This window comes from Nocardia sp. NPDC059229 (genome assembly GCF_042754165.1).
Taxonomy (GTDB): Bacteria; Actinomycetota; Actinomycetes; order Mycobacteriales; family Mycobacteriaceae; genus Nocardia.
Genome location: NZ_JBHZAK010000002.1, coordinates 577,592 through 590,728 on the forward strand (window position 1 = coordinate 577,592; position 13,137 = coordinate 590,728).

The following is a 13,137-nucleotide window of genomic DNA, read 5'->3' on the forward strand; positions in this document are numbered from 1 at the left end:
TATTGGCGGCGTGTCAACAATGCGTCAACAATCGCCCGACCGGGACTGATTCACCTCGGCCAAGGTCGAGAAGATCGGCGTATCCGCATCCGCCTCGATCCCCTGCCGCCGCAGAAACCCATCGATGAGCCCCACACCAGCTCCGTCGCCCGCTCCACGAACTCCGCGGTCTGCTCACCCGACGGCGTATCCGAATCCGACAACCACAGATCCGTCATCGACACCACCGCCCCCACCAGCGCCCGCGACAGATAATCCAGCCCCGCCGTATCCAGGGACACCGCCTCGGCCACCGACCGCGCCAGCTTCTCCAGCCGCCGCGCCGCATCCCGGCCCAGATCCAGTTGCAGCACACCGGCACCCGACTGCTGCACCACCGGCGCCTGCCCCAGATACCGGAACACATTGGGATGCTCCAGAATCCCCCGCGCGTACTCGGTGACGATGCGCCGCAACGCCGTCCGCGGCGGCGACGTCCTCGACGCCCTCATCACCGCCGTCGCCGAACTCGACGCCTGGTCCACGCTGCTCCCCCTCACCAGCGCCATGAGCCACGACAGCCTGCGCCTGTTCGCCGAACGACCCACCGTCCACACCGACACCGTCCTCGCCGCCATCACCGACGCCGCCCTCGACGGCGGACAATGGGTCAACCTGCTGCCCCTCGCCGCCCACCTGCCCGACCCCCAGCTCGCCTTCATCGCCACCCGCGTCGGCGAACAGAACGACGACCGCCTCGGCGACCTCATCCGCGACGCCCACACCGCCGGCCTCTGGACCGCCATGATCCCCATCGCCCTCGCCCAGGACCACGAGGGCCGCACCCGCGTCCTGACCCTCATCGACGACATGGACGACATCGCCGAATTCCTCACCGCCCTCACCCCCGACACCCCGGACACGGCGTGGCAGGCCCTCATTCAGGTCCGCGACGACATCCCCGCCCGCCTGCAAACCCGGCTCGCCGAACGCGCCCGCGAACTCGGCCGCGACGACGACGCAGACGATCTCGCACCCCTCCGCACCACAGCCAACTGACCGCACCCCACACCACAACGCCCGGCCCCGCAACAGCCGGGCGTTTCCCATATCCGGCCCTTTGAGAGAATGGCTCGTCCACCACCCCGCGCACGAAGGATCACCGCAGCTTCCGATGGCCGAGCAGACCACCCCGGCACCACAGTCCGACGCACCAGCCATCGACCCCGGCGACCTGGCCATCTGCCTGCGCGTCCTCGAACAGGCCGGAGAGCTCGACAAGGAACACCCGGACTCCGTCACCGTGCAGCGGGCCGTCGCGCACATGTTCAAGAAGTTCAAGCGCAACAAGCGCATCGCCGCCCGCGACGCCATCTCCGAAGCCGACCGCGAAGTCGTGGCCGCCACCGCCACCGGCTCACCCAACCGCATCGACGACGAAACCGCCGGGATCCCGATCAGCTCCACCACCACCGGAGCCAGCGCCGGAACCCTGCTGCGACCGCGCCCCTGCTACATATGCAAACAGCGCTATACCCGCGTGGACGCCTTCTACCACCAGCTCTGCCCCGATTGCGCCACCAAGAGCCACGCCAAACGCGAGGCCCGCACCGACCTCACCGGCAAACGCGCCCTCCTCACCGGCGGCCGCGCCAAGATCGGCATGTACATCGCCCTCCGCCTGCTCCGCGACGGCGCCCACACCACCATCACCACCCGCTTCCCCAACGACGCCATCCGCCGCTTCGCCGCCCAGCCCGACAGCGCCGACTGGCTGCACCGGCTCCGCATCGTCGGCATCGACCTCCGCGACCCCGCCCAGGTCGTCGCACTCGCCGATGACATTGCCGCACAGGGCCCGCTCGACATCCTCATCAACAACGCCGCACAGACCGTGCGCCGCACCGCCGGGGCCTACAGCGCCCTGGTCGAAGCCGAGAACGGGCCCCTGCCCGCGGGCGAACTGCCCGACGTGATCAGCTTCGGCAAGACCATGCAGGCGCACCCCACCGCACTCACCGCCTCGCTCACACCCGACCTCACCGCGGCCGACATCACCGACCTGGCCCTGGTCGCCGGATCGGCCACGCCGGAACGCATTTCGCAGGGCGTCGCCATCGACGCGGGCGGACTCGTCCCCGACCTCGCCCACACCAACAGCTGGGTCCAGACCGTCGGCGAGGTCGACGCCACCGAACTGCTCGAAGTGCAGCTGTGCAACTCGGTCGCACCGTTCATCCTCATCTCCCGGCTGCGCCCGTCCATGGCCGCGGCGTCGGCCCGGCGCAAGTACGTGGTGAATGTGTCCGCCATGGAAGGCGTTTTCGCGCGCGGCTACAAGGGCGCCGGCCACCCGCACACGAACATGGCCAAGGCCGCACTCAACATGCTCACCCGCACCAGCGCGCGCGAGATGTTCGAGGGCGACAAGATCCTGATGACCGCCGTCGACACCGGCTGGATCACCGACGAGCGGCCGCACTACACCAAGATCCGCCTGTCCGAGGAAGGCTTCCACGCACCCCTCGACCTGGTCGACGGCGCGGCCCGCGTGTACGACCCGATCGTCCGCGGCGAAGCCGGCGACGACCTCTACGGGTGCTTCCTCAAGGACTACGAACCCTCCAACTGGTAACTCACCCCACCTGGGCCTGACCGGCCCCTCCTCTCGTGGCTGTGTTTTGAGGGTGATGGGGCTGGTACAGGACTTTTCCGATGAGAAGGTGACTCATGTTTAGATGCGCATATGTCCGTATCAATATGTTCTATCCACGATTCAACGACGCCATGCCGGTTCAGGCCCCCTTTCCAGCCGAAGGAGACTCCCGATCCGTGTTCGGGCCCCTCGTACAGCACCCCCGCCCTACCCCAACGTCCCAGCGCAGGACCATAATCGACGCACTCCCCCACTACGAGAACGGACGATCTCATGAGTGGAAAATCCTTGGCCACCACGCTGCGGGAGCGACTGCCGTTCCTGCGCTGGTCGGTGATTCGATTCGCTTTGGGCGGGCCGACTTTCATGCGGACCGGGCAGGTGGGCGATGGCCGCGAGGCCGCCGCCCGGGACTACGTACTCACCCATTCCGCCGCGGGCGATCCGGACAGCGTGCTCGCGGCCTACGACGGTTTCGCCCGCACGCAGAGCATGCTGGTGAACGTCGGGGACGAGAAGGGGCTGATCCTCGACGCCGCCGTGCAGCGGGCTGCGCCGAAACTGGCGCTCGAGCTGGGCGGTTACTGCGGGTACAGCGCGGTCCGGATCGGGCGGGCCCTCTCCCCCGGAGCGCGCCTGGTGTCGGTGGAGCTCAATCCCGACAATGCCGAGATCGCCCGGACCCTGCTGGCACATGCCGGGCTCGCCGATCGGGTGAGCGTGGTGGTGGGCACGATCGGCGACGGCGGGAAGACGGTCGAGCGGCTCGCGAGCGAGTACGGATTCGGCTCCGGCGCACTCGATTTCATCTTCATCGATCATGACAAGAGCGCGTACCTGCCCGATCTGAAGACCATCCTGGCGGCCGGCTGGCTGCATCCGGGCAGCATCGCGGTCGCCGACAATGTGCGTATCCCGGGCGCCCCGGAGTACCGGCGCTACCTGCACGAGGCCGAGGGCGCGAGCTGGCGGACCATCGAGCACGAAAGCCACGTCGAATACCAGTCGCTGCTCAAAGATCTTGTCCTGGAATCGGAGTACCTGGGCTGATCACTTCTATCCTGGGGTCATGGGCTACCGGCTGCTGGCCGACGCGACCGCGATCGTGCACTTCCTGTTCGTGGCCTACGTGGTGGTGGGCGGTTTCATCGCCTGGCGCTGGCCGCGCACCATCTGGCTGCACCTGCTCGCCTTCGGCTGGGGTTTCAGCACGGTGCTGTTCACGATCGAGTGCCCGCTGACGAATCTGGAGAACTGGGCGCGGCATCGGGCCGGCGAGGCGGGCCTGCCCTCGAGCGGGTTCATCGACTACTACATCACCGGAGTGCTCTATCCGCGCAGCGCCCTGGAGGAGGTGCGGGTGCTCGTGATGATCTGTGTCGTCGTGTCGTGGGTCGGGCTGGTGTGGCTCTCACGGCGCCGCGGCGCGAGAACCGCTGCGGCGAAGTGACACGTTTACGCAGCTAGAGACATCATTCTGCCCCGTTGCGGACAGAGGGTGCCAGCCCGATGGCCGGGTGATCCGGAGTTCCGGATCACCGCCGCAGGCCGCGGATTCGATATGCGGAGGTGTCACGGATCGGCGGCGCGCCGAAGGCCTTCCGTCCGTCCTGCGCCGTCCAGTCCGGCCTGTTCAGAGCTGTCTTGGCAACTTCTTGGCAAGATGGAAACCGCATCTGGGGGTTCCGGTAGTAATCGCGCGGAAAACAACACATATGGCTGGACCAGCACGGATGGTGTTGTGATCGGTTCGGGCTGCGGGCGGGTGCGGGTAGGTGCTTGGCTTGGCTGCCGATGAGGTTGGTCGGTGTGCTGGAGGGCGGGTTTCGTGGCGACGCAGGTGTTCGCGGCTGAGGAGTTGGTGCGGCTGCGGGAGTTTCCGGAGATCAGCCGCGAGGAGCTGTTCCGGTTTTTCACGTTGACTCCGGCCGATATCGCGTTCGTCGCGCCGGGGCGGGGGCGTGGTCCGGAGGATCAGCTCGGTCTGTCGGTAGCGTTGTGCACGCTGCCGTGGTTGGGGTTCGTGCCGGACAGGGTCGCGGCCGCGCCTCCGGTGGTGGTGGCGCGGCTGGCGGATCAGCTGAAAGTCGATGCGTCGCAGATCCGTTCGTATGGTCGCCGGGCGCAGACCCGCACCGCGCATCTGCGGTTGGTGGCCCAGTATCTGAGCTGGCGGAGCGCGGGTGCGATGGAGTTGAAAGAGCTCGACGAGTTCCTGTTGGCGCGGGCGATGGAGCATGATTCCCCGACCCTGCTGTTCCGGTTGGGGTGTGAGTATCTGATCTCGGCGAGGGTGATCCGGCCCAGTCCCGATACTGTGGTTCGCCGCGTCGTGCACGCGCGTGAGCAGGCGCAACGGGAGACCTACGACCGGTTGGCGCATGAGCTGACGCCGCAACGCTGCGCGGAGTTGGACGGGTTGTTGGTCACCGATGCCTCGATTCGGATGTCGCGGTTGCGGTGGCTGTCGACAGGCCCGGTGGAGGCGTCGGCGGCCGCGGTGCGCAACGAGGTCGAGAAGCTGGGGTTTGTGCGCGGCTTGGGCGCGGACACTCTTGATCTGTCGGTGTTGCCGGCGGAGCGTCGCCGGTTTCTGGCTACCCTCGGTCGCCGGCTGACCGGGCAGGCTTTGGAGCGTCGCGATCCGCAGCGCCGGTATCCGATCTTGTTGACGGTGTTGGCGCAGTCGGCCGCTGATGTGCTCGATGAGGTGGTGGCGTTGTTCGATCAGGCACTGTCGGGCAAGTTCAGCGCCGCGGAGAACCGGATGCGTGAGCGACTGGCCGACCGGGCGAAGACCGGGGAGGACCGGCAGGCGCTGCTGGATGACCTGCTGGCGATCCTCATCGACCCGCAGATCCCTGACGAGGATGTCGGCGGGTTGATCCGGGGCGAGGGCATCGGGTTGGACCGGTTGCGGGCCGCGATTGCGCAGGCCCAGCCGCGGTTGCCGCGTGATCACGGGCATCTGGCCGCTCTCGATTCGTCGTATTCGTATCTGCGGAAGTTCACTCCGGCGGTGTTGTCGGCGGTCCGGTTCTGCGGCGGCACGGCGGCGACGGAGTTGCTGATCGCGGTGAACATGCTGCGCGAGCTGAACGCGACCGGTCGCCGCAAGGTGTTCCACGACGCACCGACGGGGTTCGTGCCGACCAAGTGGCGCGGCTATCTCGACGAGGCCCGCAAGACCGGCAATACCGTGGCCTATCGGCACTTTTGGGAGCTGTGTGTGCTGTTGGGGTTGCGGGACGGGTTGCGTACCGGGGACGTGTTCGTGCCCGGATCACGGCGCTACGCCGACCCGGCCGCCTACCTGCTCACCCCGACCCAATGGGAGCCGCAGCGCGCCGAATTCTGCCGCCTGGTCGACAAACCAGCCGACCCGGCCGCCGCGTTGGCCGCGCTCACCGACGAGTGGCATACGGCGGTCGGTGAGCTGGAGCAGCTGCTCGCCGCCGGTGACGGGCCGGTGCGCCTGGATGAGGCCGGTGATCTGGTGATCTCCCTGCTGACTGCCGAGGACATCCCGACCGAGGCGATCGAGTTGAAGGCCGAGCTGACCGAGATGCTGCCGTTCGCGCCGATCGTGTCGGTGCTGATCGAGCTGGACAAACGCACCGGCTACCTGGACTGTTTCACCCACGCGGGTGGCAAGCAGGCGCGTAGCCGCGAGTTGAAACGCAATCTGATCGCGGTGCTGCTGGGCGTATTCGACGAACCTGGGATTGACCAATATGGCTGCGGCGTCGGGGATCTCCTATGACATCCTGTCCTGGACCGCGGAGTGGTATGTGCGGGAGGAGACCCTGCGGGCGGCGAATCTGGCGATCATCGGCTACCACCAAAGACTGCCGCTGACAGCGGCTTTCGGCACCGGCACGCTCTCGTCGTCGGACGGGCAGCGGTTCCCGACGCGCGGCAAGTCCACCACGGCTCGCGCGGTTAATCACTTCTTCGCCGAGGAGGGCCTGTCGACCTATACCCATGTCACCGATCAGCACACCACCTACGGCACCAAGGTGATCGTCACCACCCGTCGCGAAGCCCACTACGTCCTGGACGAGATCCTCGGTAACGCAACGGATCTGCCGATCACCGAGCATGCGACCGATACTCATGGGGTCACCCTTGTGAACTTCGCGCTGTTCGATTTGCTGGGGATGCAGCTGTCCCCGCGCATCAGGGACCTGGGCAAGATCACCCTGTACCGGCCGGTGCCGCGCGCCGAGGCCGATGTACGGTTCCCGCACGCCGGTCCTCTGCTGACACGGAAATTGAATCTGGACCTGATCGCCGAGCACTACGACGACCTGCTCAGGTTGGCCGGATCGCTGAAGTTCGGGCACGCCACCGCGTCGCTGCTGGTCGGCAAGCTGTCCGCGTCCGGGCGTCAGAACGCGCTGGCCGCAGCGTTGAAAGAATACGGGGCGACGCGCCGCACCATCTACGCCTGCCGGTACCTGACCGACCCTGACTACCGACGCAAGATCTCGCGCCAGCTCAACAAGGGCGAATCCATCCACGCACTCAAACGCGGCCTCATCTACGCCCACGAAGGAGCCATCCGTGCCCGTCACCTGGAAGCCCAGACCGAGCAGGCATGGTGTCTGACCCTGGTCACCAACGCCCTGATCACCTGGACCACAGAGTATTACGGGCTCGCGGTCGAGCAGATGCGCCGCCAAGGCCGCCGCATCGACGCCGACGTGCTGGCCCACGTCTCACCCGCGCACAGCGAGAACATCAACTTCTTCGGCGCCATCGAGGTCGACATCGATGCCGAACTCGCCGCCCTCGGGCCGACCGGCTACCGACCGCTACGGGTGCGCGACACCCTGTTCTGATCCCGATCCCGGCCGGCGAGGCGCGGCGGGGAGAGTGTGCGGGTGCACGGGTTCGGGGAGTGCACGGGCATGAGCGAGACCCTGCGCCAGCATGGTGATCTCGGCGTGCAGGTCGGTGGCGATGGCCTCGGTGCAGGCGAGTGTGATCTGGTGCTGGCGCTGGATGTGTTCGAGCTGGCGCAGGGTGGCCAGGTCGCGGGCGATGTCGTGCAGCAGCGGGTCGATCCGCTCGAGGACCGCGGTGTCGGTGGCGGGCGGGCCGATCGGCGGGGGTGTGGCGGTCATGGTGTGTCGCGGAGCCGGTCGCGTTCGGCGGTGAGCGCGGCGTTGGAGTGGCGTAGTGCGGTGTTGCTGTCTTCGAGGTCGAGGATCCGCGCGATCGCGGCGAGGTTGATCCCCTCGCCGGCCAACGCGGCGATGCGCGCCAACCGGGCCAGGTCGTCGTCGCTGTAGCGGCGGGTACCTCCCGCGCTACGGGCCGGGGTGAGCAGCCCGTGCTGCTCGTACAGGCGCAGCGAATGCGCGCCCATCCCGGCAAGCTCGGCGGCCACCGAGATCCCGTACACCGCTTGCCGCGGGCCCGGCCGGTGAGCACCACCCGGACCGGGCAGGGGGTCGTGTCGATCCAGCATCTGCTCTCTCTTTCTCGATGCCACCAGATTACCTCAGCACGACACTTGCACTCTCCTCACTAGAGTGCTAAAACAAATCTCTGTCAGATGACAGAGGTTATCTGAGCACCACCGAGAGAGAATGGAGTGAGTGGAGGTGGCGACCATGTTGATGCGCACCGATCCGTTCCGGGATCTGGATCGCCTGACCCAGCAGGTGTTCGGCACGTCGGCGCGTCCGGCGGTGATGCCGATGGACGCCTGGCGCGAGGGCGACGACTTCTACGTCGAACTCGACCTGCCCGGCATCGACCCGCAATCCCTGGACCTGGACATCGAACGCAACGTGGTGACCGTCAGAGCATCACGCCCGCAACTGGACCCCGACCGGTCCATGCTCGCCGCCGAACGCACCCGCGGCGTGTTCTCCCGCCAGCTGTTCCTCGGGGAGAACCTCGACACCGACGCCATCCGCGCCGACTACCGCGACGGCGTGCTGCGCCTGGTGATCCCGGTCGCGGAGAAGGCCAAACCCCGCAAGATCGAGATCACCCACCACAACGGCGAGCATCAGGCCATCAACGCCTGACCCCCGGCGCCATCACGGGAGGCCCTGTGATGATCCTCGTGACGAGATGCGCAACCGGTCCCACGCCGAGCGAGACCGCCGAGGAGCTGTCGTGGCTGGATCCTCGGCTGCTGGGCTTGGATCCCGATCTCGAGGGACTGTTCGCCGAGATCGACGACATCCTGTGCCGCGCCGTCGACCGCTGGGACTGCCCGCCGCGCCGCGAACCCCGCACACCCCGGCCACGATCAGGCCGCCGGTGGCCGACCACACGGCACCATTCTCATCGGCCCGGCGGCGCGCAGGGTCGGGAACGCGGCCCGCCCACAGCACACCTGGGCCCGGCTCGACATGGTATTCGACGACCAGTGAGAGCGAGGTGATGCCTGTCAGACATCGACAAACAACGCAGATCACACGAAACGTTCTCCTACACAACTGTTCTCGCGACCACGGGTCGACGACCGTGGCCGGGCCTGCATATCGGCACCAGCGCCTCACGGACACCCCTCGGTCCGGCGCGTGCACAGCCACCGCGAGTGGCACCCCGGCAGCCACGGCACGGGGTCGTTGGCCCGCGCGAGAACATTCACAGGGAAGTCCTGTTCAGATTCCTTCCGTCGACGGGTGAGCCCGGTCAGCTGTGACTTCCGGGCTCACCCGGCCCCTTTCGCTTCATCGACCACGATCGACTCGAGGAGGGCAGAGCAATGAGCAGCACCGCGACCTTCGCCCTGGCGGGCAGCGACTTCGACCGCGCCGAACAGAACCTTCCCGTCGGCGACAGTGACCGCGAGGCCGGACTGGATCCGACGACACTGGCACCGCCGACCGAAACCGTGCGCGCCGCGCTCGAGCACGCCGGGATCACCGACCGTATCGACCAAGCCTGGATCACCCCACTGGACTGCGATGACGACGACTACGACCACCACAATGCCGACTGAGTGCCCACACCTCGCCACCTCCCGGGGCGAACCCCACACCCACGACGCGCAGCAGCTGCCGCGCTGGCAGCACGGCCACGTCGCCTGGTTCAACACCGAAAAGGGCTTCGGGTTCCTGACACCCGACACAGGCCCCGCGGTGTTCGTCGACTACCAGGTGATCGAGGTCCCCGGCTTCAAAACCCTCACCGTCGGGCAACCGGTGGTGTTCACCGCCACCGACACCGGCCGCGGGCCCGAAGCCACCCGCGTCGTGCCCTACATCCGCACCACCAGCGTCGGGCCTCTACCCGCAGCGGGCACCGGCCGGCCGCGCCCACGAACCCGACCCGATCGGCCGTATCGATCCCGCTGCCGTGCGCGCGCCGCATGAGCCGGACACCAGCACCTGACCGAACGAGACGCGACCGCATCACACCTGCTCCCCAGCACAGCCCGACTCCGGTAATCGCCATGACTTCCACACACCCGCCCCAGGCCGCCGGCCACCCGCGCCCTCGCGCTGCTGGGCGCCGGATACCCGCCGCCGCAACCGATCCCGACGACTCCTCGGTCGTGTACTGGCCCGAGCCCAGCCCCCTGCGCCCGTGGTGGGACACGATCATGCAGCCCGCCATGCGCGCCGATCCGGCAGCACCTCGATCTCCTGACCCCCGTCACCCCCGCGCCCGCAACCCCTACCCACGCCGCACCCGACCCGCCGCAAGCGCAATCACCGCTCACTGACCCAACTTTCGGGCCGCCCGCAACCGGGCGGCCCGAAATGCTTACTGTAGTCGTGGTGTTCCGTTTGCCGATCGTCCAGCGGAACACCGGCATCGAGCCCTCCGCTGCTGGTCACGTCATTGTCTTTGTTTTTCGCGCCAGACGCTTTTCGAGGGGCGTCGACGCAGGTGGGCAACCCCCCGAGCCGCTGTTCGCCGGGTGAGCAGAGCTAGAGCGCCAGGCTATCTCGTGCGATCAGCAGGAGGTCTGGAACGGGAAGCACGGCTGTGGTGGGGCAGTCGGCTGTGCTGATGCGATGGTCGAGATGACCACGGTCGTGTCGGCCGGTTTGGCGGTGGATCCCATGTGGGGTCGCCGTAGCATCGGCCGAATTTCGGGCGGATTTGGGGGTTGAGGGATATCCGTGCGCCGGCCCGGCTGAACTGGCCAGGAAGGTCCTTCGGAGATGGACTTCAGCGACGCGGCGTTGCGACCCTAGGGTGAGGGTCCATGAGCTGGATACTTGACACACCATCGGCGCGAGCCGCCTTCGAGATCGCCTCCGAGTACGCGGACGCGACCTTGCTCAACCACTCCGTGCGCTCCTACGCCTTCGCCGCCGCGTATGCCGCCGCGCACGGGCTCTCATACGACGAGGAGCTCCTCTACGTCAGCTCGCTGTTGCATGACCTGGGCCTGACCGCTCCGTTCGACAACCACACCCTCCCGTTCGAGGAGGCAGGTGGTCATGTCGCCCGCGTGCTGACCACGGGTCTGGGATGGCCAGCGGCCCGGCGCGCCCGTGCCGAGGAGGTGATCGTTCTGCACATGCGCGACGACGTCAGCGCGGCCGAGGACGTCGAGAGTCACCTCCTCCAGGTCGGCACCAGCGCGGACGTCTCCGGCCTGCGGGTGGACGAATTCGACCCTGCGTTCCGCACCGCGCTGGTGGCCGAATACCCCCGGTTGGGCTTCGGACCGGCCTTCCTCGCTCTGTTCGAGGACCAAGCGGTGCGCAAGCCGGACTGCGCGGCGGCGGCCTATGTCGCGGGCGGCGCGGCGGCCCGCATCACCTCGAACCCGCTGGACGCCGCCTAACGGGAGGTAATCAGTTCGAAACACGAACGGCGGTCCCGGCTTACTCCCTCTTTCGCTGTATGAAGCCTGATGACAACACCGTCCTACCAGCGGATTACGCCATATCCGCCCGAAATTCGGCCGATGCTACGGCTACCCCTCAACGTTTCCCTGTTCCGGGAGCGTTCGGAAAACGATCTGCGGGGGACGGTATCGCGCGGGCTCCGCCCGATTTCGGTACTACGGGGGCAAGGCCCGTCTGGCCGAGCGGATCGCCGCCATGCTGCCCGCGCATTCCTGCTACGTCGAGGCGTGCGCCGGCAGCCTGGCGGTCCTGCTGACCAAACCACCAGTGCGCATGGAGATCGCCAACGACCTCGACGGGCTGCTGATGGGCTTCTGGAAGGTGGTGCGCGACAACCCCGTCGAGTTGGAGCGTGTGTGCGCGGCGACCCCGCACGCCCGCGGCGAGCACCGGAGCGCGCTCGATCTGCACGACCCGGACATCAGGACGCCGGGCGGTCACCCCGCGGTGACTGCAGCAGTCGTGGGGTGTGGATCAGCGCCCCGAGTCCGGTGCTTCGTGCTCGTCGAGGGCGTGTTGCAGGGTGGCGTTGAGGGCTTGAGCCTCGGCGAGCTGATCTTCGAGGATCACGATCCGGCACGCCCCTTCCAGGGAATTGCCGGCGTCGATCAGCTCGCGCACACGCGCGGCGATCCGCAGCTGGTAGCGCGAGTAGCGGCGATGCCCGCCTTCGGAGCGCTGCGGGGTCAGCAGGCGCGCGCCATCGAGAGTGCGCAGAAACGCCTGGGTGACGCCGAGGATCGCCGCCGCACGGCCCATGCTGTAGGCGGGGAAATCCTCGTCATCGAGTCTGTCCACCCCGTCTGTACCAGGGGTGGGAGTCGTATCCGGTTGCTGCACAACACCTCTCAGAGATTATTGAAATGACGGGAGGCCCCGGCGCAGGTGCGCCGGGGCCTGGGATCTACGTATACGAAAGGGTCGAACTGTTCACCGGCCCCCACAGGCCGATGGCGCACACCGCACCCGAGAAGCCTCGGGTCGCGGAACAGGTTGTCGATTACTCAGTGGCCACCACCTCCATGCGTACGGGTCCTGCCTGCGAAAGTCCTTGCCTTGCTGTGCCCCGCCCCTCCGGCGGCGGTCCAGCAGCCAGAGGGCCAGCCGGATTCTCGCCTGCCCCGGAGGGACGGGGGTACCGCATACCAGGCAGTTCACCTGCCCAGTCACTCGATCTCTCACTTGACCGACAGTCAAATTACACACCCGTATATGGAATGTCTAGAGCTTCCACTGCAGATTTTTTCGGCCAAGGGAAGCGGCGATCCGGGCGCCGATCAGCCCGCGGACGCCTTGGGTTCCCACATCTGCTGCGGTGTTGGTAGGCCAGTAGCCACTCAGGGTTGCCGGCCGTGATGAGCCTGCGCAGCACCGCCCCTGACCGCATCCCGGTCATGGACCCGCCCGGCCTCCAGGACGGATGGACCGGAGGCCGGGCGGGGGTTCTAGATTCCACAGCTGGTCACCGCAAGACCGGGAGGTGACCGCAGGCCATCGTAGGTATCTCCACCTCGACCGGGACTGCCACCACGCCGATGCACCCGGACCTACCTCCCCGTTCGGAAACGATGGCGGGCTCAAACGGTCAGTGCGTCACCGCTGTTCAGGTGGTCAGCGTAGACCTCGGCGGGACTGCGGTAGCCGTGGATCTTGCGGGGGCGGTGG

General features: G+C 67.3%; 12 protein-coding genes and 2 pseudogenes. 10 read left to right on the plus strand and 4 right to left on the minus strand.

What is annotated here, in order from left to right:
• Positions 1–50: 50 nt before the first annotated feature.
• A complete protein-coding gene (locus ACFXHE_RS09050) occupies positions 51–455 on the minus strand; it encodes a hypothetical protein (RefSeq protein ID WP_379381377.1) in 405 nt (134 codons plus the stop codon).
• On the opposite strand from ACFXHE_RS09050, the gene ACFXHE_RS09055 reads away from it, so the two are divergent.
• The 5 genes and pseudogenes from ACFXHE_RS09055 (at position 445) to ACFXHE_RS09075 (ending at position 7,479) form a co-directional block, all read left to right on the plus strand.
• A complete protein-coding gene (locus tag ACFXHE_RS09055) occupies positions 445–1,038 on the plus strand; it encodes a hypothetical protein (protein ID WP_379381378.1) in 594 nt (197 codons plus the stop codon). The genes ACFXHE_RS09050 and ACFXHE_RS09055 overlap by 11 nt on opposite strands.
• A 115-nt stretch (positions 1,039–1,153) precedes the next feature.
• Positions 1,154–2,614 carry an SDR family NAD(P)-dependent oxidoreductase gene (locus tag ACFXHE_RS09060; RefSeq protein ID WP_379381379.1) on the plus strand — a complete coding sequence of 487 codons (1,461 nt, stop codon included), beginning with the start codon at positions 1,154–1,156 and terminating at the stop codon, positions 2,612–2,614.
• Positions 2,615–2,908: 294 nt separating this feature from the next.
• A complete protein-coding gene (locus ACFXHE_RS09065; protein ID WP_379381380.1) occupies positions 2,909–3,685 on the plus strand; it encodes an O-methyltransferase in 777 nt (258 codons plus the stop codon).
• Between the two features lie 19 nt (positions 3,686–3,704).
• Positions 3,705–4,085, plus strand: coding sequence for a DUF2784 domain-containing protein (locus ACFXHE_RS09070; RefSeq protein ID WP_379381381.1), 381 nt, complete (start codon positions 3,705–3,707; stop codon positions 4,083–4,085).
• A 378-nt stretch (positions 4,086–4,463) separates the two neighbouring features.
• Positions 4,464–7,479 (plus strand): annotated as a pseudogene (locus tag ACFXHE_RS09075) (Tn3 family transposase).
• Here ACFXHE_RS09075 and ACFXHE_RS09080 read toward each other — a convergent pair.
• Together ACFXHE_RS09080 and ACFXHE_RS09085 are read right to left on the minus strand one after the other, a co-directional pair.
• Positions 7,453–7,764: a hypothetical protein gene (locus ACFXHE_RS09080; protein ID WP_379381382.1), complete on the minus strand. Its 312-nt coding sequence runs from the start codon at positions 7,762–7,764 to the stop codon at positions 7,453–7,455. The pseudogene ACFXHE_RS09075 and the gene ACFXHE_RS09080 overlap by 27 nt on opposite strands.
• Positions 7,761–8,111: a MerR family transcriptional regulator gene (locus ACFXHE_RS09085; RefSeq protein ID WP_379261059.1), complete on the minus strand. Its 351-nt coding sequence runs from the start codon at positions 8,109–8,111 to the stop codon at positions 7,761–7,763. The genes ACFXHE_RS09080 and ACFXHE_RS09085 overlap by 4 nt, the downstream gene beginning before the upstream one ends.
• A gap of 145 nt (positions 8,112–8,256) precedes the next feature.
• On the opposite strand from ACFXHE_RS09085, the gene ACFXHE_RS09090 reads away from it, so the two are divergent.
• The 5 genes and pseudogenes from ACFXHE_RS09090 to ACFXHE_RS09110 all read left to right on the plus strand — a co-directional run.
• On the plus strand, positions 8,257–8,679 hold the full coding sequence (locus tag ACFXHE_RS09090) for an Hsp20/alpha crystallin family protein (protein WP_379381410.1): 423 nt from the start codon (positions 8,257–8,259) through the stop codon (positions 8,677–8,679).
• Positions 8,680–9,368: 689 nt separating this feature from the next.
• Complete coding sequence (locus tag ACFXHE_RS09095) at positions 9,369–9,605, plus strand: hypothetical protein (RefSeq protein WP_379261063.1); 237 nt, start codon at positions 9,369–9,371, stop codon at positions 9,603–9,605.
• Positions 9,595–9,978, plus strand: coding sequence for a cold shock domain-containing protein (locus ACFXHE_RS09100; protein WP_379381383.1), 384 nt, complete (start codon positions 9,595–9,597; stop codon positions 9,976–9,978). Before ACFXHE_RS09095 ends, ACFXHE_RS09100 begins: the two co-directional genes overlap by 11 nt.
• Positions 9,979–10,820: 842 nt before the next feature.
• Entirely contained in the window at positions 10,821–11,408 is a 588-nt protein-coding gene (locus tag ACFXHE_RS09105; protein WP_379381384.1) for an HD domain-containing protein, read from the plus strand.
• A gap of 175 nt (positions 11,409–11,583) precedes the next feature.
• Positions 11,584–11,826, plus strand: a pseudogene (locus ACFXHE_RS09110) (DNA adenine methylase); the annotation flags it as partial.
• A gap of 120 nt (positions 11,827–11,946) precedes the next feature.
• On the opposite strand, the gene ACFXHE_RS09115 reads toward ACFXHE_RS09110, so the two are convergent.
• Positions 11,947–12,231, minus strand: coding sequence for a MerR family transcriptional regulator (locus ACFXHE_RS09115; protein ID WP_379381411.1), 285 nt, complete (start codon positions 12,229–12,231; stop codon positions 11,947–11,949).
• Positions 12,232–13,137 lie beyond the last annotated feature (906 nt).

What these genes read in the sequence shown, in the direction of transcription:
- ACFXHE_RS09100 (WP_379381383.1), top strand. Translation starts at nt 9,595, where the DNA reads ATGCCGACTGAGTGCCCACACCTCGCCACCTCCCGGGGCGAACCCCAC.
- ACFXHE_RS09085 (WP_379261059.1), bottom strand. Translation starts at nt 8,111, where the DNA reads ATGCTGGATCGACACGACCCCCTGCCCGGTCCGGGTGGTGCTCACCGG.
- ACFXHE_RS09070 (WP_379381381.1), top strand. Translation starts at nt 3,705, where the DNA reads ATGGGCTACCGGCTGCTGGCCGACGCGACCGCGATCGTGCACTTCCTG.
- ACFXHE_RS09105 (WP_379381384.1), top strand. Translation starts at nt 10,821, where the DNA reads ATGAGCTGGATACTTGACACACCATCGGCGCGAGCCGCCTTCGAGATC.
- ACFXHE_RS09115 (WP_379381411.1), bottom strand. Translation starts at nt 12,231, where the DNA reads ATGGGCCGTGCGGCGGCGATCCTCGGCGTCACCCAGGCGTTTCTGCGC.
- ACFXHE_RS09060 (WP_379381379.1), top strand. Translation starts at nt 1,154, where the DNA reads ATGGCCGAGCAGACCACCCCGGCACCACAGTCCGACGCACCAGCCATC.
- ACFXHE_RS09090 (WP_379381410.1), top strand. Translation starts at nt 8,257, where the DNA reads ATGTTGATGCGCACCGATCCGTTCCGGGATCTGGATCGCCTGACCCAG.
- ACFXHE_RS09095 (WP_379261063.1), top strand. Translation starts at nt 9,369, where the DNA reads ATGAGCAGCACCGCGACCTTCGCCCTGGCGGGCAGCGACTTCGACCGC.
- ACFXHE_RS09055 (WP_379381378.1), top strand. Translation starts at nt 445, where the DNA reads ATGCGCCGCAACGCCGTCCGCGGCGGCGACGTCCTCGACGCCCTCATC.
- ACFXHE_RS09080 (WP_379381382.1), bottom strand. Translation starts at nt 7,764, where the DNA reads ATGACCGCCACACCCCCGCCGATCGGCCCGCCCGCCACCGACACCGCG.
- ACFXHE_RS09065 (WP_379381380.1), top strand. Translation starts at nt 2,909, where the DNA reads ATGAGTGGAAAATCCTTGGCCACCACGCTGCGGGAGCGACTGCCGTTC.